Source organism: Microbacterium sp. CFH 31415 (genome assembly GCF_022538185.1).
Classification (GTDB): Bacteria; Actinomycetota; Actinomycetes; order Actinomycetales; family Microbacteriaceae; genus Microbacterium.
In genome coordinates this window covers 217,324-242,056 of sequence record NZ_JAKYXC010000005.1, presented here as the reverse complement: position 1 = coordinate 242,056, position 24,733 = coordinate 217,324, and the positions used below count along the sequence as shown (strand labels likewise).

The 24,733-nt window shown below is 69.8% G+C and carries 22 protein-coding genes; 9 read left to right on the top strand and 13 right to left on the bottom strand.

What is annotated here, in order from left to right:
* The first annotated feature begins 6 nt into the window (after positions 1–6).
* Positions 7–807, top strand: a complete 801-nt coding sequence (locus MK786_RS07780; RefSeq protein ID WP_241111652.1) for a hypothetical protein — start codon at positions 7–9, stop codon at positions 805–807.
* A gap of 76 nt (positions 808–883) precedes the next feature.
* The gene (locus MK786_RS07775; RefSeq protein ID WP_241111651.1) at positions 884–1,822 is read left to right on the top strand and encodes a hypothetical protein; all 939 of its coding nucleotides are present in this window, start codon (positions 884–886) and stop codon (positions 1,820–1,822) included.
* Between the two features lie 57 nt (positions 1,823–1,879).
* Here MK786_RS07775 and MK786_RS07770 read toward each other — a convergent pair whose 3' ends face one another.
* The 3 genes from MK786_RS07770 to MK786_RS07760 form a co-directional block, all read right to left on the bottom strand.
* Positions 1,880–2,776 carry a glycine betaine ABC transporter substrate-binding protein gene (locus MK786_RS07770; protein WP_241111650.1) on the bottom strand — a complete coding sequence of 299 codons (897 nt, stop codon included), beginning with the start codon at positions 2,774–2,776 and terminating at the stop codon, positions 1,880–1,882.
* 138 nt (positions 2,777–2,914) lie between these two features.
* Positions 2,915–3,817, bottom strand: a complete 903-nt coding sequence (locus MK786_RS07765) for a proline/glycine betaine ABC transporter permease (RefSeq protein ID WP_241111649.1) — start codon at positions 3,815–3,817, stop codon at positions 2,915–2,917.
* The gene (locus MK786_RS07760; RefSeq protein ID WP_374200447.1) at positions 3,817–5,154 is read right to left on the bottom strand and encodes a glycine betaine/L-proline ABC transporter ATP-binding protein; all 1,338 of its coding nucleotides are present in this window, start codon (positions 5,152–5,154) and stop codon (positions 3,817–3,819) included. Before MK786_RS07760 ends, MK786_RS07765 begins: the two co-directional genes overlap by 1 nt.
* 353 nt (positions 5,155–5,507) lie before the next feature.
* Here MK786_RS07760 and MK786_RS07755 point away from each other — a divergent pair, with 353 nt between their 5' ends.
* Genes MK786_RS07755 through MK786_RS07745 form a run of 3 tightly spaced genes read left to right on the top strand, consistent with a single transcriptional unit; the run spans position 5,508 to position 7,500 of the window.
* Positions 5,508–5,897, top strand: coding sequence for a GntR family transcriptional regulator (locus tag MK786_RS07755; protein WP_241111647.1), 390 nt, complete (start codon positions 5,508–5,510; stop codon positions 5,895–5,897).
* Positions 5,894–6,808 carry an ABC transporter ATP-binding protein gene (locus MK786_RS07750; RefSeq protein WP_241111646.1) on the top strand — a complete coding sequence of 305 codons (915 nt, stop codon included), beginning with the start codon at positions 5,894–5,896 and terminating at the stop codon, positions 6,806–6,808. The genes MK786_RS07755 and MK786_RS07750 overlap by 4 nt, the downstream gene beginning before the upstream one ends.
* Positions 6,805–7,500, top strand: a complete 696-nt coding sequence (locus MK786_RS07745) for a hypothetical protein (RefSeq protein ID WP_241111645.1) — start codon at positions 6,805–6,807, stop codon at positions 7,498–7,500. The genes MK786_RS07750 and MK786_RS07745 overlap by 4 nt, the downstream gene beginning before the upstream one ends.
* Positions 7,501–7,510: 10 nt before the next feature.
* Here MK786_RS07745 and MK786_RS07740 read toward each other — a convergent pair whose 3' ends face one another.
* A complete protein-coding gene (locus tag MK786_RS07740; RefSeq protein ID WP_241111644.1) occupies positions 7,511–7,804 on the bottom strand; it encodes a chorismate mutase in 294 nt (97 codons plus the stop codon).
* Positions 7,805–7,928: 124 nt separating this feature from the next.
* Here MK786_RS07740 and MK786_RS07735 point away from each other — a divergent pair, with 124 nt between their 5' ends.
* Complete coding sequence (locus MK786_RS07735; protein WP_241111643.1) at positions 7,929–9,140, top strand: AI-2E family transporter; 1,212 nt, start codon at positions 7,929–7,931, stop codon at positions 9,138–9,140.
* Positions 9,141–9,161: 21 nt separating this feature from the next.
* On the opposite strand, the gene MK786_RS07730 is transcribed toward MK786_RS07735, so the two are convergent.
* Positions 9,162–10,343: a beta-propeller fold lactonase family protein gene (locus MK786_RS07730; protein WP_241111642.1), complete on the bottom strand. Its 1,182-nt coding sequence runs from the start codon at positions 10,341–10,343 to the stop codon at positions 9,162–9,164.
* Between the two features lie 135 nt (positions 10,344–10,478).
* Positions 10,479–11,765: an adenylosuccinate synthase gene (locus tag MK786_RS07725; RefSeq protein WP_241111641.1), complete on the bottom strand. Its 1,287-nt coding sequence runs from the start codon at positions 11,763–11,765 to the stop codon at positions 10,479–10,481.
* Positions 11,766–11,843: 78 nt separating this feature from the next.
* On the opposite strand from MK786_RS07725, the gene MK786_RS07720 reads away from it, so the two are divergent.
* A complete protein-coding gene (locus MK786_RS07720; protein WP_241111640.1) occupies positions 11,844–12,614 on the top strand; it encodes a Pr6Pr family membrane protein in 771 nt (256 codons plus the stop codon).
* Positions 12,615–12,645: 31 nt separating this feature from the next.
* Here the strand turns inward: MK786_RS07720 and MK786_RS07715 are convergent, their stop codons facing one another.
* Positions 12,646–13,902 carry a DUF1254 domain-containing protein gene (locus tag MK786_RS07715; protein ID WP_241111639.1) on the bottom strand — a complete coding sequence of 419 codons (1,257 nt, stop codon included), beginning with the start codon at positions 13,900–13,902 and terminating at the stop codon, positions 12,646–12,648.
* An 89-nt stretch (positions 13,903–13,991) separates the two neighbouring features.
* Between MK786_RS07715 and argG the strand changes: the two genes are divergently transcribed.
* A complete protein-coding gene (argG, locus tag MK786_RS07710) occupies positions 13,992–15,434 on the top strand; it encodes an argininosuccinate synthase (protein WP_241111638.1) in 1,443 nt (480 codons plus the stop codon).
* A gap of 190 nt (positions 15,435–15,624) precedes the next feature.
* Entirely contained in the window at positions 15,625–18,246 is a 2,622-nt protein-coding gene (locus MK786_RS07705; RefSeq protein WP_241111637.1) for a penicillin acylase family protein, read from the top strand.
* Positions 18,247–18,268: 22 nt separating this feature from the next.
* Here the strand turns inward: MK786_RS07705 and mnhG are convergent, their stop codons facing one another.
* From mnhG to MK786_RS07675, 6 genes are read right to left on the bottom strand one after another with little or no spacing between them, the layout of a single operon-like run.
* Positions 18,269–18,631: a monovalent cation/H(+) antiporter subunit G gene (gene mnhG, locus MK786_RS07700; protein WP_241111636.1), complete on the bottom strand. Its 363-nt coding sequence runs from the start codon at positions 18,629–18,631 to the stop codon at positions 18,269–18,271.
* Positions 18,628–18,897, bottom strand: coding sequence for a monovalent cation/H+ antiporter complex subunit F (locus tag MK786_RS07695; RefSeq protein WP_191765037.1), 270 nt, complete (start codon positions 18,895–18,897; stop codon positions 18,628–18,630). The genes mnhG and MK786_RS07695 overlap by 4 nt, the downstream gene beginning before the upstream one ends.
* Positions 18,894–19,493, bottom strand: a complete 600-nt coding sequence (locus tag MK786_RS07690) for a Na+/H+ antiporter subunit E (protein WP_241111635.1) — start codon at positions 19,491–19,493, stop codon at positions 18,894–18,896. The genes MK786_RS07695 and MK786_RS07690 overlap by 4 nt, the downstream gene beginning before the upstream one ends.
* Positions 19,490–21,091: a Na+/H+ antiporter subunit D gene (locus tag MK786_RS07685; RefSeq protein ID WP_241111634.1), complete on the bottom strand. Its 1,602-nt coding sequence runs from the start codon at positions 21,089–21,091 to the stop codon at positions 19,490–19,492. Before MK786_RS07685 ends, MK786_RS07690 begins: the two co-directional genes overlap by 4 nt.
* Positions 21,088–21,633 carry a Na(+)/H(+) antiporter subunit C gene (locus MK786_RS07680; RefSeq protein WP_241111633.1) on the bottom strand — a complete coding sequence of 182 codons (546 nt, stop codon included), beginning with the start codon at positions 21,631–21,633 and terminating at the stop codon, positions 21,088–21,090. Before MK786_RS07680 ends, MK786_RS07685 begins: the two co-directional genes overlap by 4 nt.
* Positions 21,630–24,551, bottom strand: a complete 2,922-nt coding sequence (locus MK786_RS07675; protein ID WP_241111632.1) for a Na+/H+ antiporter subunit A — start codon at positions 24,549–24,551, stop codon at positions 21,630–21,632. Before MK786_RS07675 ends, MK786_RS07680 begins: the two co-directional genes overlap by 4 nt.
* Positions 24,552–24,733 lie beyond the last annotated feature (182 nt).

Here is a 24,733-nt window from a genome sequence, read left to right as displayed (position 1 = left end):
GGCAGGGTGGAGCCTCTCATCCTGCTCGTACAGGGCTGGTGGTGGGCCGCTCCGGCTGCCGCGGGCGTCGGAGCCGCTTCCTACATGGGCCTGACGACGGGTCGTCGCCGAGCGCGACGACTCGAGCTCGACGCCGCCCGCCACGAGGAGTCGCAGGCCTACCGCGCGCTCGTCGCCGCGCGGGCGCAGGTGCGCGTCGCCCAGGCCGACGTGCTCGCCGCCCGCTCGCGCACGACGGGGATGGTGCCCCTCGAGGCGAAACGCGCTCTGCAGACGGCCCGCAACGCCGAGAAGTCTGCGTCGTACGCGCTGCGCGCGAGCCGCGCCCGCGTGAAGGCCTCGTACAGCCAGTACCGCGCGTCGTCGACCGCCGAGCCGCTGCCGATCGAGCGGCTCTACGCGGCGCAGGACGCCGTGAACGCCCGGTGGCTCTCGTACGAGACCGACGTCGACAAGGCCCTGGCCTTTCCGCAGCTGACCGACTCGCGGCATCCCGCCACCGTCGCCTTCCTCCACGCACAGCGCGAGGCCCAGTGGCTGCGCCCGACCGCCGGACGCCGCATCGCACCGGAAGAGTATGTGCGGTACCGCGATGCCGTCGCCGCGATGGATGCCGCCCTCGCCGAGGCCGAGCGGCAGGCGGGAGTGCCCGGCACGACCCCCGCTCCGCAGGGCGGCGTGGCCGGCGTGCTCGGCTCGGTCGCCGACATGATCGACGCCGCCATCCCCGTCATCGAGGGGCTCCGGTCGGCCGTCGTGCTGCCGCGCCGGTTCTCGGCGAAGCCGCCGGACTCGGCGCCGCGCTGACAACGCCCTGCCCACCCAGGCTGGGCGCCTGCCCAGAGCGCGCGACGAGGTCAGGCATGCCCGTTACCATGACAGGGTGGAGCCGTTCTTCGACTTCCTGGGCCAGTACTGGTGGCTCATCTTCCCGCTCTTCGGCGTGATGAGCGCTGTCGGTGGCGCCTGGGAACGGGGCGCGCGCCGGCGGCACAAGCGCCGGCTCGAGGTACTGCACGCCAAGGCTGAGCTGAAGGCGGCTGCGCGCGGCCAGGCGGTGGCCGCGGCATCCCTCCCGCCCGTCACCTCACCGACGGCGACCACGGTCGGCAGTCCGCAGGCGTCGCGCGAGACGCAGGCCACGCAGCTGGAGCGCCTCTTCGCGACGCACGACTCGGTCACCCACCGCTGGCTCGAGTACGAGCTCGACGTCGCCAAGATCATCGCGTTCCCGGCGATGAGCGACGGACGCCAGCCGCTCACTGCGGCGTTCCTGCGCGCGAAGCGCATCGCCGACGGGCTGCGGCCCGCGTCACCCAAGGCGCGGCTGACCAAGGAGCAGCTCGCCGAGTACCGCAGCGCCGTCGCCGACTTCGAGGTGGCGTTCGACGTCGCCGAGCGCGACGCGCGCCGGCTCAAGGACTCCAGCTTCACCGAAGTCGAGCGCAAACGCCTCGACACCGCCAAGCAGCTGCTGACCGTCGCGATCGACCAGGCCGCGACGCCCGCCGAGCGGCAGCTCGCCTACCGTCGCGTGCGGCAGGAGCTCGACGGCCTCATCTCGCTCTCCGACGGCGCGATCGAGGTGCTCGAGTCGAAGGTCTCGCTCGAGCTTCCGTCGACCGCGCAGGCCGAGAAGGCGGCGGATGCCGCGCCCGCGCGCCCCTCGACGACCCCGCCTCCGGCGGATACAGCACCGGCGCCCGGCCCCCAGGCCGACGCGGCCCCGCAGCCGCAGCCGGCGCCGTGGCCGATCCCGGCCCGGTCGACCGGCGATCCCGCGCCGCCGGGCCGCGTGATCCACCCGAAGTCCCACCCCTGACAGGACGGGGGCGACGGAGCCGCGCTCCGCCGCGCCCGCCCGCGGTGTTTCCGGCTGTCAGGACGTGAGGCCGTCCACCCATTCCTGGTTGTCCGCGATCCACGTCTCGACGAGGGGCGCGTAGTCGCCGCTGGACTCGCCGTTGAACAGCGCGTCCTCGAGCGAGTACAGCAGCTCGCTGGGCATCTGGAAGCCTGCGATCCAGTCGTTCACCTCCGGGAACTCGTCGGCGAACGTCGCGGACGACACCGAGTGGATGCTCTCGGCGTCGCCGAGCAGACCCTGCGGGTCTTCGAGGTCCTTGAGCGGGAAGGCGTTGTACGCCCAGTGCGGCCGCCACAGGGTGACGACGATGTTCTCCCCGCCGTCCGTCGCCGACTTCAGCTCCGAGAGCATCGCGGGCGTGGACGACTCCACGAGCGTCATGTCTTCCAGACCGTAGCCGGGCACGACCTCGTCACCGGTGATGCGCATGAGACCGGACCCCGGCTCGATCCCGACGATCTGGCCGCCGAACTCGTCCGCGTTGGCGGCGAGCTCCTCGAGCGAGTCGATCGGGGCGTCCTCATTCACCGCGATCGTCAGCGAGGCCTCGTCGTTCCATGCCCCGAGATCGACGATGTCGTCACCGTACTGCTCGAGGTAGTCGGCGTGCGTCGTGGGCAGCCACGTGTCGAGCACGAGGTCGAAGTCGCCCTTGGCCAGACCGGCGTAGATCGGAGCGACGTCGGCGTAGGTCAGATTGACGTCGTACCCCTGCGCCTCGAGGACGCTCTCCCACAGGTGCGACGCGGCGATGCCCTCGTCCCAGCCGTTGAAGACCGCGATCTCGATCGGCCGGTCGGCCGGACCGTCGCCGGCCTCCCCGGCGCCGCCCGCACAGCCGCTGAGTGCGATGGCGGCAGCGCCGAAGAGCGCGACTCCCGCGAGCGCATGCTTTCTCTTGGTCATCATCGTGACTTCCTCTCCATCCGCGCTGCTGTCGCACGGATCGGTCTTGGTCAGGCGCGCGAAGGTCGCGCACCTCCGGCGGGCGATGCTCCCGCCTGGTCTGTGATGAGCGGATGCCTCGGCCCGAGGCATCCGCTCGCCTCACGCCGCAGTGGCCGCGGTCTCCGCCGGCGCGGACGCGGGGCGCGTGGATGCACGCCTTCCTCGGCCCGTGCGCCGGCTCTGCACCGCGAGCGCCGATGTCGTGCGGTCCAGGATCATGGCGATGATCACGACGGCGATGCCGGCCTCGAACCCGAGGCCCACATCGATGCGTCCGATCGCGCGGACGATCTCGCCGCCGAGTCCGCCGGCGCCGACCATGCCGGCGATGACGACCATCGACAGGCTGAGCATGATCACCTGGTTGACACCGGCCATGATGCTCGGAAGTGCGAGCGGCAGCTGGATCTGGCGCAGGATGCGACCGGGTGTCGCACCGAAGGCGTGACCCGCCTCGACCACCTCGGCGTCGACGCCTCGGATGCCGAGCTCGGTCAGGCGCACTCCGGGCGCGAGCGCGAAAAGGATCGTGGCGATCATCCCCGGCACCGCGCCTACGCCGAAGAAGATGATGGCGGGGATCAGATAGACGAACGCCGGCATCGTCTGGAGGAAGTCGAGTGCGGGACGCACCACGCGCGAGACATGGTCGTTGCGCGCCGCCCAGATGCCGACCGGGATGCCGATCGCGATGGCGATCGCCGATGCCACGAGCACCAGCGCGAGCGTCTCCATCGCCGCATCCCACTGATCCACGGCCACGATCAGGACGAGACCGAGTGCGGTGCCGACCCCCAGCCTGACGCCCTTGACCCAGAGGGCGACTGCGGCGAGGACGAGGATCACCGCCCAGAACGGCGGCGTGCGCAGCGCCCAGTCCAGACCGTCGTACACGACGGCGAGCGCGAGTGCGATCGCATCGAAGAGCCACCCCAATGCGTCGCCGAGGAAGCCGACGAACGCCTCGACGGCGTCGCCCAGCGGGAGTCGGAGACCCTCCATCACGCACCTCCTCCCGTGGCGGGCTTGCCCACGGACTCGCCCACCGCCACGAGAGAGCTCATGAGCTCTGCCTGCGGCACCGATGACGGCGTCTCGACGATCGGGATCTCGGTCGTCTGGGGGTCGACGTTGCCCAGTGCGGCGAGCAGGGTGACCCGCGGGATCGTGCCCAGGAGGCGACGCTGGTCGTCGACGACGGCGATCGGGATCGGGCTCTCGACGGCGCGCTCCACCACCTCGGTGAGCGGGTCGTTCGGCGACACGACGGGCTGCGCGTTCGAGATGAGCGAGCGCAGATCGGTGCTGCCGGCCTTCACGGCGCGGACGACTCCACGGTCGCTCACCGCTCCGAGGTAGCGACGGCCCTCGAGGACGGCGACGGATCCGACCTGCAGGTCGCGCATGACACGCAGGGCTCCTCGCACACCCGCGCTGAGCGGTGTCGCCGCCGCGGGCGGCGCCATGACCGAGCCCGCGGTGAGCACGCGTGCGCGGTCGACATCCTGCACGAACTGCGCGACGTAGTCGTTCGCGGGGTCGGTCAGGATCTCCTCCGGCGTCCCGGTCTGGACGATGCGGCCGTCGCGCATGACGGCGATGCGGTCGCCCAGGTACATCGCCTCGTTCAGGTCATGGGTGATGAACACGATCGTTCGGCCGAGCTCGCGCTGCAGCTCGACGAGCTGCTCCTGCATCTCGCGGCGGATCAGCGGGTCCAGCGCCGAGAACGCCTCATCCATGAGGAGGATGTCCGTCCCCGCGGTCAGCGCGCGGGCGAGACCCACGCGCTGACGCATGCCGCCCGAGAGCTCGTCGGGCATCGCCTCCGCGCGATCGTCGAGTCCCACCTTCGCGAGGATCTCGAGCGCTCGTTCGCGGCGCTCGGTGCGCGGAACGCCCTGGATCTCGAGCGCATACGCGGCGTTGTCGATCACGGTGCGGTGCGGCAGCAGCGCGAAGTGCTGGAACACCATGGAGACGGACTCGCGGCGCACCCCGCGCAGTCGCTGCGGGGACGCGGCGGTGATGCTCTGCCCATGGACGAGCACCTCTCCCGCGGTCGGCGGCAGCAGCCCGTTGAGCATGCGGATGATCGTGGACTTGCCCGATCCGGAGAGCCCCATGATCACGAAGATCTCTCCGGGCATGACGGTGAAGCCGGCGTCGATGACCGCGGCGGTGCCGGAGTCCGCCACCTCGGCGCGAGTCTGGCCGGCGCGCAGGCGCTCGACGATGCTGTGGGGATTGCGTCCGAAGACCTTGAACAGGTTCTTCGCCTCGATGGCAGGCGGAAGGATCACACTGCACCTCGGCAGCCCCGGTGCAGGGAGCTGCATCGGTTGCGCCCGGGTGGCGGCCACGGGGCTCGCCGCACAGGGGTGAGCCGACTCGGCAGCGGATGTCGGATCCGCGCAAAGGCCGCCGACCGTACGTGCGCGGCGTGGCCCCCCAGGGCTCTGCCGCGACCGCGGACTGGTCGGGAGTGGCCCGCAGTGGGCCTGATCCAACGTCTCATCCTTGTCAGAGCAAGGCAAATTCGACAGGTGTCGACCTGCTCGCTAGCCGCGCACGCGTGATATCAGCACGTGCGGGCCGCGGGGCCGGGCCTGCAGTTGCCGTACCGGCACTTGCGCAGCATCCGGTTCTATGGTTAGTTAGTCGGGTAAGTAACCGACAAGGCGAGGTCAGTGTGATCGAAGAAGGCCGGGCGCTGTTCCTCCAGATCGCCGAGAGCGTGGAGGACTCCATCGTCGACGGCAGCCTGCCCGAAGAGGGCCGTGCCCCGTCGACGAACGAGCTCGCCGGCTTCTACCGCATCAACCCCGCCACTGCCGCGAAGGGAATCGCCATGCTCGTCGACAAGGGCGTGATCTACAAGCGGCGCGGGATCGGCATGTTCGTCGCGGCCGGCGCCCGCGAGCGCCTGCTCGCAGAGCGACGCGCCGCCTTCGCCGACCGCTACGTCGAGCCGCTGCTCGCCGAGGCGCGCACCCTCGGCCTCGCTGCCGAGGACCTCACCGACCTGATCCGCGACCGCGCGAACGCGTTCGCAGCCGCTACCGAAGGAGACGCACGATGACGCACGTGATCGAGGTGAAGGGGCTCACCAAGCGCTACCGCGAGACGCTCGCCGTCGACGACGTGACCTTCACGATCGAGAAGGACACGATCTATGGTCTGCTGGGGCGCAACGGCGCCGGCAAGACCACGGTCATGTCCATCCTCACCGCGCAGAACTTCCCCACGCACGGCGAGGTCCGCGTGTTCGGCGAGAACCCCTACGAGAACGCGAAGGTACTCGGGCGCATGTGCTTCGTGCGCGAGAGCCAGAAGTACCCGGACGACGCGAAGCCCGCGCACGCGTTCAAGACGGCACGGCTGTTCTTCCCGAACTGGAGCCAGGAGCTGGCCGACCGCCTCATCGACGACTTCCAGCTGCCGATGAACCGGCGCATCAAGAAGCTGTCGCGCGGTCAGCTCTCGGCCGTCGGCGTCATCATCGGGCTCGCGTCGCGCGCCGAAGTCACGTTCTTCGACGAGCCCTACCTCGGACTCGACGCCGTCGCCCGGCAGATCTTCTACGATCGGCTGCTCGCCGACTATGCCGCGCACCCGCGCACGATCATCCTGTCCAGCCACCTGATCGACGAGGTCTCCAACCTCATCGAGCGCGTGATCGTGATCGACCGCGGCCGCATCATCATGGATGAGGACACGGATGCCGTGCGGGACCGCGCCGCGAACATCGTGGGCCCCTCGGCCGCGGTCGAGCGATTCATCGCCGGCCGTGAGGTGATCCACCGCGAGAGCCTGGGCCACGTCTCGTCGGTGACGGTGCTCGGCGCCCTCACCGACGCCGACCGGGCGCGGCTCGACGCCGAGGGCCTCGAGGTCGCCCCGGTGTCGCTGCAGCAGCTGATCGTGCGCACCACCCAGCACGCCGCCGGCGTCACGGAACAGACCCCCCTCGACGAAGGAGCACTGCGATGAGCCGCACCGTCAACGTCGTCCGCATGCAGCTGATCAACCGGCAGACCTACATCTGGGTTCCGCTGCTCGTGCTGGGCGGCGCCTTCCTGCTCACCCTCGCCATCTACGCCATGCTCGAGAGCGCGGGCGTGACCGGCGAGAAGTACGGCGGCGGCGCGCAGGCACCGCTGTGGTACTTCTGCGTCGTCGGCGTCCAGTCCCTCACCCTCAGCTTCCCCTTCTCCCAGGCGATGAGCGTGACGCGGCGCGAGTTCTACATCGGCACCCTGCTCACCGCGGCGGCGTCGAGCCTCGTCCTCGCTTCGGTGTACGTCGTCGGCGGCGCCATCGAGAACGCGACCGGCGGCTGGGGACTCAACGGCTACTTCTTCTACCTCCCCTGGGTGTGGGAGGGCGGGCCCGCCGTCGCGCTGGTGTTCTGGTTCACCGCCGCGATGCTGGTCTTCGTCTCGGGCTTCTGGGCGGCCACCATCTACAAGCGGGCCGGCACGATCGCGGTCACGCTGGTGCTCGTCGGGCTCGGCGCGCTGCTGGTGCTGTGGATGTATCTCGTCGGCCGGATGGATGCCTGGGCCGAGGTGTTCACCTGGTTCGCGACGCAGGGCGCCCTCGGACTGGCCCTGTGGGGGCTGCTGCTCGGCGCGGTGCTGGCCGGGGTGTCGTACCTGACGCTCCGCCGCGCGGTCCCGTAGCCCTCGCGGCTCAGCGGCTGTCGGCCGCCTCGGTGTGGTGGCGGATGACCTCGGCGACGACGAAGTTGAACCACTTCTCGGCGAACGCTGGGTCGAGGTCGGCCTCCTCGGCCAGGCGCCGGAGGCGGGCGACCTGCTGCTCCTCGCGGGCGGGGTCGGACGCCGGCATCCCATGCTCGGCCTTCAGGCGACCGACCTGCTTCGTCGCCTTGAAGCGCTCGGCGAGAAGGTAGACGAGCGAGGCGTCGATGTTGTCGATGCTGCTGCGCAGCCGGTGCAGCGTGGTCGTCGGGTCCTCGGTCATGGGTCCTCCTCCGCAACGACGATACCCGAGCGGTTCGGCCGGAATCCGGCGCGTGTCGCCCGCACGGGGTGATTTGCGGAGCGGCCCGTCGTTCGATCCGACCCCCGCCCCTAGAGTGTGACGCATGACCGACGACGCCTCCTCCTCGCTGGGCGCGAGCGACGCCGAGACCCTCGCTCCGCTGGCCGCCGATCCGGCGTCGGGCACGAACGCGGCGCACGCGCAGGGCGATGCGGTGCCCGACGGCGTCGCGGAGTTCTCGGGTGAGGCCCCCGAGTCGAAGACCTTCTGGGCGAACCTCAATCACCCGTTCAGCCTCGGCCTGCTGCTGACGCTGGGCGGGCTGGTCGCCATCCTTCTCGGCCTGGCCTTCTGGAATCTCTCGACGATCATCATCTACGTCGTGTTCGCGCTCTTCGTCGCGCTGGGCCTCGACCCCGTCGTGCGGTGGTTCGAAAGGCACAAGGTCGGCCGCGCGTGGGCGATCATCATCGTCTACACGGTCTTCGCCGTCATCTTCGCCGGAGTGCTGCTGCTCGTCGTGCCGGCGCTCGTGAAGCAGATCACGGCCTTCTTCGGCGATCTTCCCGCGACCATAGACGCGTTCCAGAGTTCCGACTTCTACGCGTGGCTGAGCGACACCTTCGGCACGCAGGTGGGCACCATGTTGCAGCAGGTCGAGACCTTCCTCACCAACCCCGCGAACATCGCCGCGATCGGCGGCGGCGTGCTCAACTTCGCCCTCAGCGTCGGCACGACGATCTCCGGTCTCATCATCGTGCTCGTGCTGAGCCTGTACTTCCTGGCCGGGCTCCCCGCGATGAAGGTGGCGTTCATGCAGTTCGCGCCCGCCCGGAACCGCCCGAAGGCGACGGAGATGACGAACCAGATCACCGACTCGATCGGCGCCTACCTGATGGGCATGGTCGTGCTGGCGTTCTGCAACTCGCTGGTGGCCTTCTTCCTCCACCTGTTCCTCGGTCTGCCCTTCCCCGCGCTCATGGGCGTGCTCGCGTTCCTCATCACCCTCATCCCGCTCATCGGCTCGGTGCTCTACTGGATCACCGCCACGATCATCGCCCTGTTCACCGGCTGGCTGCCCGCGCTGATCTTCGCGATCGTCTACCTGATCTACATGCAGCTCGAGGCCTACGTGCTGACGCCGCGCGTCATGAACAAGGCGATCTCGGTGCCGGGTGCGCTGGTGGTCATCGGCGCGATGGTCGGCGGCACGCTGCTCGGCCTGCTGGGAGCGCTCGTCGCGATCCCGGTCACCGCGTCGATCCTGCTGATCATCAAGCAGGTGTTCATCCCGCGGCAGGACGCGAAGCGCTAGTCCACGAGGAGGCTCGGAGCGTCAGGCCGCCGGAAGAAGACAGGTCGGAGACGGCGCAGGGGTGCGGTGGCGCACCCGACCCGGCACACCCGTGCGCAGGTCGAGCGTGAGCGACGCCACCTCGTCGGAGCGCTGCCCCGCGACCAGCAGGGTGTCGCGCACGACGACGTGGTGGCGCGGCCAGTCCACTCCCGCGTCCACGAGCGCGACGGGGCTGAGCGTCTCGCCGGCGCCGCGCACGCGCACGGTCGCGAGGGTGTTGCTGCCGCGCACACCGGCGTAGAGGAACTCGCCGTCACGCGATGGCGCGAGCTCGGCCGCCGAGTCGCCCGGCAGCACGCCGCCGGCGCCGAGCGCGGTCCCGCCCACGACCCGCCACGTGCCGTCCGCCGACGCGGCGAGCGCGAACACCTCGCACGAGAACTCCGTCACCACGTACAGGTGGCCGCTCGGGTGCACGACCACGTGCCGGGGGCCGCTCCCCTTCGGCAGGACGACCTGCTGACCGGGTCGCAGTCCCGTCGGGCCGGCGCGCCAGAACCGCACGAGGTCGTGCCCCAGATCGGTCGTCACGATGAGCCCGCCGGTCAGGAACGTGGCCTGGTGGGCGCGGGACGGGCGAGCGGATGCCGCGGCCCCCGCGTCTCCGTCGGCGGCGGCCGCCGCGTCGTGTCCGGGCACGAGGTGCGCGTACTCCGGCCCCGCCGCGTCGCGCAGGGCGCGCGCGGCAGCGGCCAGGTCGAGGTCGGCCGGGCCGGCGCCCGCCGCATCGCCGCGGGGGCCATGCGGATCGACGGCCGCCGCAGCGATCACCGGCGACGAGGGCCGGCCCGCGGCATCCAGCGACATGCGCACGACGCGGCCGTCGCCCCAGCACGACGCGATCAGCGACCCGCCGTCCGGCGCCACAGCGACGTGGCAGGTCGCCTCACCCGCGGGGACGGCTTCGCCGAGGGGGACGAAGGATGCCTCGCCCGTGCGCCGGAATGCCTGCACGGCGCCCCGCGCCTCGAGGGCCGCGTAGACCACGTCGCGCGTGGGATGGGCGGCGACCCACGAGGGGGAGTCGGTGTGCGCGACCTCGCCCGCGAAGCTCAGGGGACCGCCCGCCGATCCGTCGTCCGGGGCACCGGCGTGCAGCATCCCGATCCCGCTCGCGACGCCGTCCATGTCGGAGGTGTACCCGCCCAGCCAGAATCTCATGCAGCACTCCTACGGTCCGAGAACAGGTGTTCCGGCGAGAACAGGACGTTATCGCCGTCCATGGGCCTTTCTCCGCCAGAACTCCTGTTCTGAGCAAGGCGGAAGGTCGCGCGGAAGGTCGTCCGGCAGCCCGGGTCAGTCGATGAGGTCGTGGCGCACGATGACTGCGTCGCGCGCGGCGCCGACGCCGATCACCGAGATGCGTGTGCCGCTCATCGCCTCGAGCGCGAGGACGTACTCCTGCGCCTCGCGCGGGAGGTCGTCGAACGTGCGCGCGGTCGAGATGTCCTGCTTCCAGCCGGGGAAGTACTCGAGGATCGGCTTGGCGTGGTGGAAGTCCGACTGGTTGACCGGCACTTCGTCGAACCGCTCCCCCTCGACCTCGTACGCGACGCACACCGGGATCTGGTCGAGCCCGGTGAGGATGTCGAGCTTCGTGAGCACCAGGTCGGTGATGCCGTTGATGCGCGTCGCGTAGCGGGTGATGGGCGCGTCGTACCAGCCGACACGGCGAGGGCGACCGGTGGTCGTGCCGAACTCGAACCCGCGCGAACGCAGGAAGTCGCCGTTCTCGTCGAAGAGCTCGGTCGGGAACGGGCCGGCACCCACGCGGGTCGTGTAGGCCTTGACGATGCCGACGATCCGGTCGAGGCGGTTGGGGCCCACGCCCGAGCCGGTCGCGGCGCCGCCGGCGGTCGCCGACGAGGACGTGACGAACGGGTACGTGCCGTGGTCGACGTCGAGCATCGTGGCCTGGCCGCCCTCGAACACGACAACGTCGCCCGCGTCGAGCGCCTCGTTGAGGAGCAGTCCGGTGTCGGCGACCATCGGGCGCAGGCGGTCGGCATACGAGAGGAGGTCTTCGACGATCTCGTCGGCGGTGATGGCGCGGCGGTTGAAGATCTTCACCAGCAGGTGGTTCTTCTGGTCGAGCGCGCCGTCGACCTTCTGGCGCAGGATGTTCTCGTCGAAGAGATCCTGCACGCGGATGCCGACGCGGTTGATCTTGTCGGCGTACGCAGGGCCGATGCCGCGACCGGTCGTGCCGATCTGTCGCTTGCCGAGGAACCGCTCGGTGACCTTGTCGAGCGTGCGGTGGTACTGCGTGATGATGTGGGCGTTGGCGCTCACCCGCAGGCGAGAGGTATCGACGCCGCGCGCGTGCAGGGCCTCGAGCTCGGCGAAGAGCACCTCGAGATCGATCACCACGCCGTTGCCGATCACGGCGTTGACGCCGGGCGACAGGATGCCGCTGGGCAGCAGGTGCAGCGCGTACTTCTCGTCGCCGATGACGACGGTGTGGCCCGCATTGTTGCCGCCGTTGAACTTGACGACCCAGTCGGTGCGGTCGCCCAGGAGATCGGTGGCCTTGCCCTTGCCCTCGTCTCCCCACTGGACTCCGACGATCACGATGCCTGGCATGGGCTACTCCCCCGTTATCGGACGGTTACACCCCATCCTATCGGGGGCGCGCTGCGCGCCCGCCGCTAAGGTGGCGCCATGCGATCGAAGGCGTGGGCGCAGACCTGGTCCGTCATGCGGCTCGCCATGGCCGCCCTGATCATCGCCGCCGTCGTCGCGCAGCTGGCGAAGTCGCTGTCGACGGCGGCGGAACTGGGGCGGGATGTCGGCACCACGCTGGCGAACTTCTTCAGCTTCTTCACGATCCTCTCGAACAGCCTCACGGCGGTCGTGCTGATCTGGGCTGCGGTGTGGTTCTTCACGCGCGGCCGTCAGGCCGACGCGGAGCCGCCCGCGCTCGCGCTGTCGCTCGCCTGCGTGACGACGTACATGATCATCACGGGCGTGGTCTACAACCTGCTGCTGCGTCAGATCGAGCTCGACCAGGGCAGCGCGCCGATCCCTTGGTCGAACGAGGTGCTCCACCTCATCGGCCCGCTGTTCCTGCTCGCCGACCTGTTCGTCGGCCCCCTGCGGCGGGCGCTGCCGTGGCGCGCCGTATGGGCGATCATCGCGTTCCCGATCCTGTGGGTTCTCTACACGATGCTGCGCGGGTCGCTCGTGACGAACCCCGTCACCGGTGACCCGTACTGGTACCCCTATCCGTTCCTGAACCCGTACGGCTCCGGCGGCTGGTCGACCGTGATGTTCTGGATCGTGGTCATCTCGACCGCCTTCCTCGTCCTCGCCACGCTCATCGTGTGGTGGGGCCGCCGTGTCGGCGCCGAGCGCGAGCTCGATCACCTCACCGGCGACCACCTCGAGGACGAGTGGGGCGAAGCGCGGCAGGCGGAGGTCGAGGGGCGCTGACACCGAGAGAGCGGATGCCGCGCCGCGCCCGCTACGCGACGGGAGTGGCTCCGGTGTCGGCCTCGCGATGTGCTCCGTCGGCCGCGTTCGCGGGCGGTGCAACGTCGTCGGACACCTCGACGTCGGGGCCCTCGTAGGCCTCGGCGTCGGTGGCCGCCTCGGCGTCGACGGCCGCCTCAGCGTAGGGCGCCGCGTCGGCCGCCCCGTCAGACCCGGCTGCGTCCGGCTCACCCGCACCGACGCCGTCGTGGTGCCGCGGAACCGCGTCGATCACGTCGTCGCCGGCCGCGGCATCCGTCCCCTCATCTGTCGGATGATCGGCGGCGAATTCCGCCTCACGGTCGCGACGGCGCACCAGATCGGGCACATGCCACTCGCCGGCGGCGAACGCCGGCTGCGGGCGGTAGAGGCGGATGAGGTAGTTCCAGCCTTCGGGAAGCGGGATGCTGTTGGGCTCTGTCGCCGCCCCCGGCGGCGTGAAGTGCACGGTCACGACGCCGTCGTCGTCGCGGTGCCCCGTGACGCTGTTGACGGTGTAGCGCCCCTCGTCGTTCGGCTGGAAGTAGCCCTCGGCGTTGTAGACCGAGACCGACCAGAATGCGTCGACCGGCACGTCGTGCATCGAGAGGTCGTAGAAGCCGACCGGAAGCTGAGGGTCCACGCCGACGTACGACGCCTCCGACACCGGCAGGCCGCCCCATCCGGCGGCGGTTCCGATCAGGTGCCGCACCGGGTCGACCTCGTCGCGCGAGCCGAACGTGCGCTCGAATGAGCGGAGTCCTGCGGCGAGCGCGAGGAGCGCGCTGCGCGTGGCGTCGAGCGACGCGGGGTCGTACTCGTCGCCGACGAAGGCGACCGCCGATGCGGCCTCGAGCTGCAGGGCGTCCTGCACCTCGGCCACGCGCGCCAGGTCATCGGGGTCGTCGGGATCCACCAGCGTACGGGCGGCGACGAGCACATAGTCCGCGCCCGGCGCCCGTTCGGCGAGGTCGTAGGTACCGGCGTCGTGGAGGACCGCGCGCACGTAGTGGTCGCGGTCGACGATCATCACCGAGAGGTACCGCTCCCCGGCGTCGGGGACGACGAGCGTGGCCCCCTCCGACAGGTCGACGATCGCGAAGCTGTAGAGGGTGTCGCGGTTCAGCCGGATGACCGTCTGCGCGTCGATCGACGCGGGCTCGCGGTTATGCCGGAAGGTGTTCACGCCGCCGGCATCGCGCTGGATGTCCGCGAACATGCGGTCGGTTTCCGCACGCGCGAAATTGTCGGCGTTCACGTGAATGCTCATACTCCAACCTTGGCCCTTTGTGGGCTCTCGCGCCATTCCGCCCCGTCACACCGAAAATGTGCGATCATGCCCGCAACTAGACTGGAGACATGTCGAAGGTCCTTCAGTCCCTGCCCGTCGGCGAGCGCGTCGGCATCGCCTTCTCCGGGGGTCTGGACACCTCCGTCGCCGTGGCGTGGATGCGTGACAAGGGCGCGATCCCGTGCACCTACACCGGTGACCTCGGCCAGCCCGACGAAGACGACATCGAGTCGATCCCCGACCGTGCCCTCACGTACGGCGCCGAGGTCTCGCGGCTCGTCGACTGCAAGCCCGCGCTCGTCGAGGAGGGCTTCGGCGCCCTCGCCTGCGGCGCCTTCCACATCCGCTCCGGCGGGCGCACCTACTTCAACACCACGCCGATCGGCCGCGCGGTGACGGGCACACTGCTCGTGCGCGCCATGAAGGACGACGGCGTCGACATCTGGGGCGACGGCTCGACCTACAAGGGCAACGACATCGAGCGGTTCTACCGCTACGGCCTGCTGGCCAACCCCGCGCTGCGCATCTACAAGCCGTGGCTCGACGCCGACTTCGTCACCGAGCTCGGCGGTCGCAAGGAGATGAGCGAGTGGCTCGTCGAACACGGCTTCCCGTACCGCGACTCGGTGGAGAAGGCGTACTCGACGGACGCGAACATCTGGGGCGCCACGCACGAAGCCAAGACCCTCGAGCACCTCGACGTCTCACTCGAGACCGTCGAGCCCATCATGGGCGTGCGCTTCTGGGACCCGTCGGTGCAGATCGAGGCCGAAGACGTCACGGTGACCTTCGAAGCCGGTCGCCCGGTCGCCCTCAACGGCGTGGAGTACGCCGACCCCGTCGAGCTCGTCTTCGAGGCGAACCGCATCGGCGGCCGTCACGGCCTGGGCATGAGCGACCAGATCGAGAACCGCATCATCGAGGCGAAGTCTCGCGGAGTCTACGAGGCGCCCGGCATGGCGCTGCTGTTCACGGCGTACGAGCGCCTGGTCAACGGCATCCTGAACGAAGACACGCTCGCGACCTACCACGAGCAGGGCCGTCGCCTCGGCCGCCTCATGTACGAGGGCCGCTGGCTCGAGCCGCAGTCCCTCATGCTGCGCGAGTCGATCCAGAAGTGGGTCGGCTCGACGATCACCGGCTCGGTGACGCTGCGCCTGCGCCGCGGCGAGGACTACACGATCCTCGACACCACCGGCCCCGGTCTGTCGTACCACCCCGAGAAGCTCTCGATGGAGCGTGTGGGCGACGCCGCGTTCGGCCCGACCGACCGCATCGGTCAGCTCACCATGCGCAACCTCGACATCGCGGACTCGCGCAGCCGCCTCGAGCACTATGCCGCCGCCGGCATCATCGGCGGAGCGGCCGGCGACCTCGTGGGCCGCGTGACGGCGGGTGAGGCCGACGAGATCACCGGGCGCGTCGAGTCGCAGGATGCCGCGGCCGAGGCCCTCGACGAGGCGATCGAGGCGGCATCCGAGTCGGCGATGTACGACGCCGGCACAGACTGACCCGCGACGACTTCGCGACGCGACCTCCCGCCCGGGGAGACCGGGATGGCATGTTCTCCCCAGAGGATTGGCCGCGTGATCGGGCCCGGGATACGATGCAGGGCGGTGCCGCGCGAACCCGAATGCGCGACACTGGGGTTCGCGGTGCGTGACATCGCGTCCTACCCGCGCCCGATCCGAAAGCTCTTCAATGCTGAAGTCCTCCCCTGAGCACGTCGACGCCGAGACCACCGAGGTGCCGCGCCGCCGCTCCGTCGGCCGCACGATCGGCCTCACGGTCTACAGCATCGTCGCCGGCATCGTCGTGCTCGCGCTGATCGCGACCGGGTTCGTCGTCTATACGATCCAGCGCTCGTTCCCGCAGCTCGACGGCGCCGTCGCCGTCGCCGGACTCGGCGAAGAGGTCACCGTCCAGCGCGACGTGCTCGGCGTTCCGACGATCACGGCCACCACGGCCGACGACCTCTTCTTCGCACAGGGGTACGTCCACGCGCAAGACCGCTTCTGGGAGATGGATTTCCGCCGCCACGTGACCAGCGGCCGCCTGTCGGAGCTGTTCGGCGAGTCGCAGCTGCCGACCGACCGGTTCCTGCGCACGCTCGGCTGGCGGGCGATCGCCGAGCAGGAGGTCGAGGCGCTCGACGAGACCACCCGCTCGTACTACGACGCCTACGCCGACGGCGTGAACGCGTACCTCGCTGATCATCAGGGCGCCGACGCCTCGTTCGAGTACGCCGTGCTCGGACTGCAGAACGACGCGTACGAGATCGAGCCGTGGACGCCGGCCGACTCGGTCGCCTGGCTCAAGGCGATGGCCTGGGACCTCCGCTCCAACCTCGAGGAGGAGACGGAGCGCGCCGTCATGGCGCCCGGGTTCAGCCAGGAGCAGATGCAGCAGCTGTACCCCGCGTATCCCTTCGACCGCAACCCGGTGATCGTGCCGTCGATCTCCTCGGTCCCCGCCGTCGGCACCCTGGCCGACATCGTGCCCGACGCCGAGGCGAAGGCGGCGACCGCGTCGATCGAGTGGTCGGAGGTCGACGGCGTCATCGAGGCCGTGAGCACGCTGGTCGGCGGTGTCGGTGAGGGCATCGGCTCGAACTCGTGGGTCGTCTCGGGTGACCTCACCGAGAGCGGCAAGCCGCTCCTCGCCAACGACCCGCACCTCGGCGCCTCGCTCCCGAGCGTGTGGCATCAGGTCGGCCTCAGGTGCAAGGTCGTCTCGGAGGAGTGTGCGTACAACGTCGCCGGGTTCGGCCTCTCGGGCGTGCCGGGTGTGATCATCGGGCACAACGGCCGCATCGCCTGGGGATTCACCAACCTCACCACCGACGTCACCGACCTGTACCTGGAGAAGGTCGAGGGCGACAGCTACTGGCGCGACGGCGCGCTCGTGCCGCTCGACGTGCGCACCGAGACCCTCGAGGTGGCCGGTGGCGACGACGTCGAGCTCGAGATCCGCTCGACGGTGCACGGCCCGATCATCTCTGGCCTCACCGAGGCCTACACGTCCGTCGGCGACGACCCGTACACGGGCACCGGCGGCACCGTCACGCAGCCGTCCGGCGCTCCGGGGGGCGACTACGCGGTGAGCCTGCAGTGGACGGCCCTCACGCCGTCCACCACCCCGTCGGCCATCTTCGCGCTCAACCGAGCTCAGGATTTCGACGAGTTCCGCAGCGCGGCGGCGCTCTTCGCCGTGCCCGCACAGAACCTCGTCTATGCCGACGTCGACGGCAACATCGGGTATCAGACGCCGGGCTCGCTGCCGATCCGCGGTGCCGGCGACGGCTCGATGCCGCAGCCCGGCTGGGACTCGGCGTACGACTGGCAGGGCTTCATCCCCTTCGAGGAGCTGCCCGTCTCCTACAACCCGGACGAGGGCTACATCGTCACGGCCAACAACGCCGTGGTCGGCGACGAGTACCCGCACTTCCTCACGCGCGACTGGGACTACGGCTGGCGCGCGGCGCGCATCGTCGACCTGCTGCAGCGCGCCTCGGCGAATGCTCCTCTGACGGCCGAGGACATGCGCGACATCCAGGCCGACAACGGCTTCTTCCTCGGCATGCGCCTGTCGGGTGCCTACAGCGAGCTGCAGACCGGTGATGAGGGGACGGATGCCGCGCTCGACCTGCTGCGCACGTGGGACGCGCAGAACGACGCCTCCTCCGCGGCCGCGGCCTATGCGAACGTCCTGTGGAGCGAGCTCGCCCGCAACCTCTTCGTCGAGGGGCGCGAGAATCCTGTCCCGCTGTCAGACCAGGCCCGCCTGTTCCTCGTCGTCGACGGGCTGCTGCGCGATCCCGCTTCGGAGTGGTGGACGAACGAGGCGCTCGGCGTTGCGAACCAGCAGGAGATGCTGGAGCGCTCGGCCGTCGACGCCTACCAGCGGATCGTCGAGCTGCAGGGCGAGAACCCGTCGAAGTGGAACTGGGGCTCGCTGCATGCGCTCCCCCTGCGCAGCGACACCTTCGGGTCGTCGGGCATCGCGCCGATCGAGTGGCTCTTCAACCGCGGCCCGTTCCCGGTCGGCGGCGGCTCATCGGTCGTCAACGCGACGGGCTGGGTGATGGACGCCGACGGCTTCGCCACCGTCACCGTTCCCTCGATGCGCATGATCGTCGACCTGGCCGACTTCGACGACTCGAGCTGGAACCAGCTGACCGGCACCAGCGGGCACGCCTTCCACCCGAACTACATCGACCAGACGGCGGCCTGGCAGGAGGCGCAGCTCACGCCGTGGGCGTTCTCGCGCGACGCCATCGCGGAGGCGACGACGAACACCCTGACCCTCACCCCCGCCGGCTGACCCGCCGCGAGAGGAACCGCGCTCAGCCGCCGGCAGCGGGCGGGGTGCGGCGCGAGTCGGCCAGCTCGTCGACGAACAGATTCGGCTCGTCGATGGTGCCGTTGCGGTAGGCCTGACGGCCGACCATGTGCGCCGACAACGGTGCGGTCGCGAGCTGGACGAGCACGATCGGCACGAGGAACGCGACGACCGGCCACGACCGCAGCGACAGTGCGATCGCCAGGCAGATGAGGATGAGGCCGAGGACCTGAGGCTTGGTCGCCGCGTGCAGGCGCGTGAGCACGTCGCGGAACCGAAGCAGACCGATTGCGGCGGTGAGGCACAGGATCGCCCCCGCGAGGATCAGGATCAGCGCGGAGAGGTCCAGCCAGGCATCGATGGTCATCGCTGTGCGTTGTCCCTTCGCGCGACGAACCGGGCGATCGAGATCGACCCGAACACCCCGACGGCGGCGATGATCAGCAGCACCGGCAGCGTGCGGGTGTGGTGGTTGATCGCCATCTCCGCGCCGAGCACGCACATCACCTCGGTCAGGAGCACATCGGATGCCACGGCCCGGTCGAGGATCGATGGTCCGATGATGATGCGCCATACCGTGAGCAGTGCGGCGACGCCGAACACGACGTAGATGGCCAGCAGCAGAACGTTCATGAGGCACCTCCGGTGCGGGACGCGGCATCCGCTCGCACTGCCGCCACCTGCGCGCGCGAGCCGACCGCCATGACGATGCGGCGCTCCCACGTCTGCACGCTGGCCCGCTGCCGCTCGACGTCCCGTGCACTCCGGACCCCGATGACGTGGAGGTACAGGATGCGGCGGTCGCGGTCGGTATCGACGATGAGCGAGCCGGGGATGAGCGAGGCGGTGACCCCCGTGTGAGTCATGATCAGGTCATCGTCGGTGATCATCGGCACTGCGATGATGGCCGTCCCGGGCTGCTGCCGGAAGTCGAGCACCTGTGCGGCGACGGTCAGCGATCCGCGCACCAGGGCGGCGAGGAACGCGAGCACGAAGACGGCGCCATACCCGACGTTCACGCGGCCCGAGAGCTCGACGGGCGGCAGGCGGAAGATGCGCGTGACGAAGATCGCGGCGATCAGCCCGGTGAGGAATGCCACCCAGGTGAACTGCCCCCACAGCAGCATCCACAGCGCGATCAGCCACAGGAAGAACGGCAGCTGACGCCAGAGCTGGGTCAGCAGCATCCGCTTGCCGCCGGGCGGGACGGTGTCGACCGGTTCGCTCATGGCAGCACCACCTCCCCGTCGTCGACGCCGGTGCTGACCTCGTGCTGCTCTTCGAGCTGCACGAGGGTGACCGGCTCGAGCAGGGCCGCACCGATGCGGGTGCACACGTCGTAGAGCGGCCCCGCGAAGATCGTCAGCGCGACGGTCACGGCCACCATGCCGGCCGTCGATGCCGTCATGATCATCGGGATGACGCGACGCTCGGTGTTCACGCCGCCGGGCGATGCACCCAGGTACGAGATGCGCGCCTCCGTTTCGGCCGAGTCGTCCTCCTCGCGCCAGAACGAGAGGTTCCATGCGCGCATGAGCGCGTAGAGCGTGAGGAGCGAGGTGACGATTCCGCCCACGATGAGCACCATCATGATCGGCGTTCCCACCTCGGCCGCAGCGTCGAACAGCGCGAACTTGCCGATGAACCCGGAGAAGGGCGGCAGACCGCCTAGGTTCACCGCGGGGATGAAGTAGAGCACGGCGATGACCGGGGCAGCCTTCATCAGGCCCTTCACCCGAAGGATCGAGGTGCTGCCGGCGCGGCGCTCGACGAGTCCGACGGCGAGGAACAGGGTCGTCTGCACCACGATGTGGTGGACCATGTAGTAGATCGTCGCGCCGATCGCCGCGGGCGTCGCGATCGCAAGCCCGAAGATCATGTAGCCGATGTGGCTCACCAGCGTGAACGACAGGATGCGCTTGAGCTCCGCCTGTGCCACGGCACCGAGCACGCCCACGATCATCGTCGCGAGGGCCACCCAGAGCAGCAGCTGGTTGACGTCGTTGTCGAGGAAGAGCTCGGTCTCGGTGCGGATGATCGCGTACACGCCGACCTTGGTCAGCAAGCCGGCGAACACCGCCGTGACGGGTGCGGGCGCGGTCGGATACGAGTCGGGCAGCCAGAACGACAGCGGGAAGACGGCGGCCTTGATGCTGAAGGCGAGCAGCAGCATGAGGTGCAGAACGAGCTGGGTCTCCTGCGGCAGCTCTCCCATGCGCTCCGAGATCTGCACCATGTTCACGGTGCCGAGGGCGCCGTAGATCATCGCGATCGACGCGAGGAACAGGATCGACGACACGAGGGACACGACGATGTAGACCACGCCGGTGCGGATGCGCGACTCGGTCGATCCCAGCGTGATCAGCACGTAGGAGGCGACGAGCAGGATCTCGAAGCCGACGTAGAGGTTGAAGAGGTCGCCGGCGATGAAGGCGTTGAAGATGCCGGCAGCCAGGATCAGGTACGACGGGTGGAAGATCGAGACCGGCGTCTCATCGTCGCCGTCGGCGGCGCCTTGCCCGACCGAGAAGAGGAGGACGGCGAGCAGCACGATGCTCGAGACGAGCACGAGCAGGGCCGCGAGCCGATCGACGTAGAGCACGATGCCGAACGGGATCGGCCACCCGCCCACCGAGACGGCGATCGCGTCGCCGGTCGAGTCGACGACGTAGAGCAGGATGGCCGAGATGACGGTCGTGAGTGAGAAGGTCGTCACCGAGACGGCCACCTGGGTGTGCCGGTGACGGCCCGCGATCAGCGCGATGGCCGCACCCAGCAGGGGCAGCGTCACCAGCAGCGGCACCAGGGCGGGGGCGAAGCCGATCATGCGTCGTCACCGTCCTTGCGCTCGGGGCGACGGCTGTCGACGGGCGCGTCGTCGCGCAGGCCGGCGAAGTCGCGCGGACCGAGCACGGTGATCGGCGAGGTGTCGAGCCCCACGAAGTCCGTCGTCGCGTCGTCGTCCTCGTCCTCGATCTCGATCTCCTCGTCCATCGTCTCGTCGACGTCGGCGGTGCGCTCGCGCACGGCGCGGTCGGCCTCATCGTCCTCGACGGTGTCGGCCTGGCCGAGCTGCCAGGAGCGGTAGATCAGGGCGAGGAGGAAAGCCGACACCGCGAACGTGATGACGATGGCGGTGAGCGTCAGCGCCTGCGGGAGCGGGTCGGACATGTCCTCGGGATCGGCCGCGGCGCCGAAGAAGGGGGCGACTCCGGGCTCGCCCATCACGATCAGCAGCAGGAGGTTGGCGGCGTTGCCGAGCAGCAGGAAGCCGATGAGCACGCGGGTCAGGCTGCGCTCGAGCATCGCGTACACGCCGCACGCGAAGAGCACCGCCATGACGATGATGAGGACTCCGGAGACGGTCATGAGACGGTCACCTCCGGCCGGTGGCCCTCGCCGGCTTCGAGCGCCTGGCGATCCACCTCGGCGCCGAGGCTGCGCAGCACGTCGAGCACGAGCCCGATGACCACGAGGTAGACGCCGATGTCGAAGAGCGTCGAGGTGACGAACTCCACGTGCCCGAGGACCGGAAGGTCCGCCTCGAAGAAGAAGCTCGTGAGCGGGGCGGCACCGAAGAACAGCGGCACGATCGCGCAGGCGACGGCGATCGACATGCCGATGCCCAGAAGGCGCCCGGCGTCGGTGGGGGCCGCAGCGCCGAGTTCGTAGCGGCCGCCGGCGACGTAGCGCATGACCAGCGCCATGCCCGCGACGAGGCCGCCCGCGAAGCCGCCGCCCGGCAGGTTGTGGCCGGCGAACAGCAGGTACAGCGACACGACGATGATCGTGTGGAAGAGGATGCGCACGATCACCTCGAGCATGATCGAGCGGTTCTCGGGCCGCACGCGCTGACCGCCCACGAGCCACGCCATGCGGCCGCCGCCCGAGCCGCGCGGCTTGACGCCCTCGGCCGTCTCGACGAGCGGCCGGCGGGTGCGCGCGACGGCCGCCGGGAGCGGCGCGATGACGCGCGACCACGTGTCGGCGCGGTGCGTGACGAAGACGAGGGATGCCACGCCGGTGGCGGCGAGGATGAGCACCGACAGCTCGCCCATGGTGTCCCAGCCGCGCAGGTCGACGAGTGCGACGTTCACGACGTTCTTGCCGTGGCCGAGCTCGTATGCGAGCTCGGGGAAGCGCTCCGAGATCGGCTTCGTGCTGCGCGCCGAGGTCGCCACCAGGGCTATCGCCGCCATCGTCGCGCCGACCGCGGCGCCGAGCACGGCACGCGCCACCGGCCACACCGAGGCGTTGTGCTCGCCGAGGCGCGCAGGGATCCGCCGGAGCACCAGCGCGAAGGCGACCAGCGTCACCGTCTCGACGAGGATCTGCGTGAGTGCGAGGTCGGGGGCACCGCTCGTCGCGAACAGCATCACCATGCCCAGGCCCGTTGCCGAGACCAGCACGACGCCGGTGTAGCGCTTGCGCGCCCGGACTGCGACGAGCCCGGCCACGATCATGATCGGGGCGACGACGAGCTGCGTCGGCGTCTGGAACAGGTCGAGTTCCGCCCGCCAGGACGGGCTCGCGATCAGCGCGGTGCCCTCGGCCGCGACGAACACCACGAAGATCGTCCCGACGTAGACGGGAAGCGAACCGCGCTGCGTGAAGCTCGTCGTGACCACCGAGAGCCGGGCGATGCCGCGGAGGACGCCGTTGTAGACGTCGGCCGCGGTGAACGGCAGCGTCCGCTTCGACCATCCCGCACGGGCCGTCAGCCAGAACACGACGGCGCCGGCCGCGATCGTGCCGAGCGAGAACCACAGCGCCGGTTCGAAGCCGTGCCAGAGCGCGAGATGGGCGGGATGCTCGGCCGCACCGGCGGGCGCCTGGTCGGCGTAGCCCGCGAACGCGACATCGAGCTGCGGCGCGAGGAAGCCGGCCACAACGGTCAGGGCCGCCAGCACGACGGGGGCTGCGAGGAACCCGATCGGCGGGTCGGGCCACTCGGTCGTGGGCACGGCCTGGCGCGAAGCATCCTTCTTCGTCCAGAACGCGCCCCACAGGAAGCGGAAGCCGTACGCGGCCGTGAGCACCGATCCCAGCACGACTCCGGCGAAGGCGACGATGCCCCACGGCGAGCCGGCGAGCGCTTCGTCGAGCAGAGCGGTGAGCGCGCCCTCCTTCGCGACGAAGCCGATCGTCGGGATGATGCCGATCATCGAGGCGACCGCGATGAACGAGAACGTCGCCATGACCGGCGCCTGCCGGCCGACGCCGCTCAGCTCGGCGATGTCGCGCGTCGAGAGCTGACGGTCGATCACGCCGACGACGAGGAACAGCGCCGACTTGAACAGGGCGTGACTGAGCAGCAGCGCGAGTCCGGCGAGCGCGGTGTCGCGGGTGCCGAAACCGAGCACGACGGTGAGGAGCCCGAGCTGGCTGACCGTCCCGAACGCGAGGATGCGCTTGAGGTCGGTTTCGCGGAGCGCCTGGAAGCCAGCCAGCAGCATCGTGAAGACGCCGAGCGAGATCACGATCGGGCGCCATGTCGGCGCCACGGCGAACACCGGCGCGAGGAGCGCGATGAGGTAGATGCCGGCCTTCACCATGGCCGCGGCGTGCAGGTACGCGCTGACCGGGGTCGGCGCGGCCATGGCGCCGGGCAGCCAGAAGTGGAAGGGGAAGATCGCCGACTTGCTCAGCGCGCCGACGAGCAGCAGCACGAGTGCCGCATCGACGACCGGTCCGGAGGGGGCCTCGGCGAGGATCGTCGAGATGCTCGACGTGCCTGCGTCGACGACGAGCAGCACGACGCCGATCAGCATGACGAGGCCGCCGAGCGTCGTCACCAGCAGGGCCTGCAGAGCGGCACGGCGACTCGCGGCTCGTTGGTTGTAGTAGCCGATGAGCAGGTACGACAGGATGCTCGTGATCTCCCAGAACATGACGAGCACGACGAGGTCGTCGGTCAGCACGAGTCCGTACATGGCGCCGGCGAAGGCGAGCAGCACGGCGGAGAACTGGCCGAGGTTCTCGCTCTTGCCCCGGAAGTACCAGCGGCAGTAGATCATCACGAGCGCGCCGACGCCGGTGACGATGAGCGTCATGAGCCACTCGAGGGTGTCCATCCGCATCGAGAGCTCGATGCCGAGCGGCGAGATCCAGTCGTAGGACTCGAAGGGCGGGTCGCCTGCCAGCACGGCGGGCGTCGCGGCGACGGCGTGCCCGAGGCCGACGAGCGGCAGCACGGCTGCGACGTAGAAGGCGCGGGCGCCGATGCGGCCGACCAGCCACGGGAGCACGAGCGGCAGGAGCGCGAACGCACCGAGGATGAGGAGCATGGGGGCCTCCTCATGGTCGTCGGCCGGGGGCTCCCGCGCGCAGCTCGGGCGATCAGATGTCTCGTGAAGTCTACCGGGGTGAAACGGCGGGTGCGTTCGCGCGGGGCATCCGAAGCGGCGAGCGCAGGTCATCCGGACGCACGAAGAGCGGAGCGGATGCCGCGACCCGGCGTGCCAGAGTG

Excerpts from the sequence above, each read along its gene's own strand:
- MK786_RS07770 (WP_241111650.1), bottom strand. The coding sequence starts at position 2,776 with ATGATGACCAAGAGAAAGCATGCGCTCGCGGGAGTCGCGCTCTTCGGC.
- MK786_RS07765 (WP_241111649.1), bottom strand. The coding sequence starts at position 3,817 with ATGGAGGGTCTCCGACTCCCGCTGGGCGACGCCGTCGAGGCGTTCGTC.
- MK786_RS07760 (WP_374200447.1), bottom strand. The coding sequence starts at position 5,154 with ATGCAGCTCCCTGCACCGGGGCTGCCGAGGTGCAGTGTGATCCTTCCG.
- MK786_RS07750 (WP_241111646.1), top strand. The coding sequence starts at position 5,894 with ATGACGCACGTGATCGAGGTGAAGGGGCTCACCAAGCGCTACCGCGAG.
- MK786_RS07745 (WP_241111645.1), top strand. The coding sequence starts at position 6,805 with ATGAGCCGCACCGTCAACGTCGTCCGCATGCAGCTGATCAACCGGCAG.
- MK786_RS07740 (WP_241111644.1), bottom strand. The coding sequence starts at position 7,804 with ATGACCGAGGACCCGACGACCACGCTGCACCGGCTGCGCAGCAGCATC.
- MK786_RS07735 (WP_241111643.1), top strand. The coding sequence starts at position 7,929 with ATGACCGACGACGCCTCCTCCTCGCTGGGCGCGAGCGACGCCGAGACC.
- MK786_RS07730 (WP_241111642.1), bottom strand. The coding sequence starts at position 10,343 with ATGAGATTCTGGCTGGGCGGGTACACCTCCGACATGGACGGCGTCGCG.
- MK786_RS07725 (WP_241111641.1), bottom strand. The coding sequence starts at position 11,765 with ATGCCAGGCATCGTGATCGTCGGAGTCCAGTGGGGAGACGAGGGCAAG.
- MK786_RS07720 (WP_241111640.1), top strand. The coding sequence starts at position 11,844 with ATGCGATCGAAGGCGTGGGCGCAGACCTGGTCCGTCATGCGGCTCGCC.
- MK786_RS07715 (WP_241111639.1), bottom strand. The coding sequence starts at position 13,902 with ATGAGCATTCACGTGAACGCCGACAATTTCGCGCGTGCGGAAACCGAC.
- argG (WP_241111638.1), top strand. The coding sequence starts at position 13,992 with ATGTCGAAGGTCCTTCAGTCCCTGCCCGTCGGCGAGCGCGTCGGCATC.
- MK786_RS07705 (WP_241111637.1), top strand. The coding sequence starts at position 15,625 with ATGCTGAAGTCCTCCCCTGAGCACGTCGACGCCGAGACCACCGAGGTG.
- mnhG (WP_241111636.1), bottom strand. The coding sequence starts at position 18,631 with ATGACCATCGATGCCTGGCTGGACCTCTCCGCGCTGATCCTGATCCTC.
- MK786_RS07695 (WP_191765037.1), bottom strand. The coding sequence starts at position 18,897 with ATGAACGTTCTGCTGCTGGCCATCTACGTCGTGTTCGGCGTCGCCGCA.
- MK786_RS07690 (WP_241111635.1), bottom strand. The coding sequence starts at position 19,493 with ATGAGCGAACCGGTCGACACCGTCCCGCCCGGCGGCAAGCGGATGCTG.
- MK786_RS07685 (WP_241111634.1), bottom strand. The coding sequence starts at position 21,091 with ATGATCGGCTTCGCCCCCGCCCTGGTGCCGCTGCTGGTGACGCTGCCC.
- MK786_RS07680 (WP_241111633.1), bottom strand. The coding sequence starts at position 21,633 with ATGACCGTCTCCGGAGTCCTCATCATCGTCATGGCGGTGCTCTTCGCG.
- MK786_RS07675 (WP_241111632.1), bottom strand. The coding sequence starts at position 24,551 with ATGCTCCTCATCCTCGGTGCGTTCGCGCTCCTGCCGCTCGTGCTCCCG.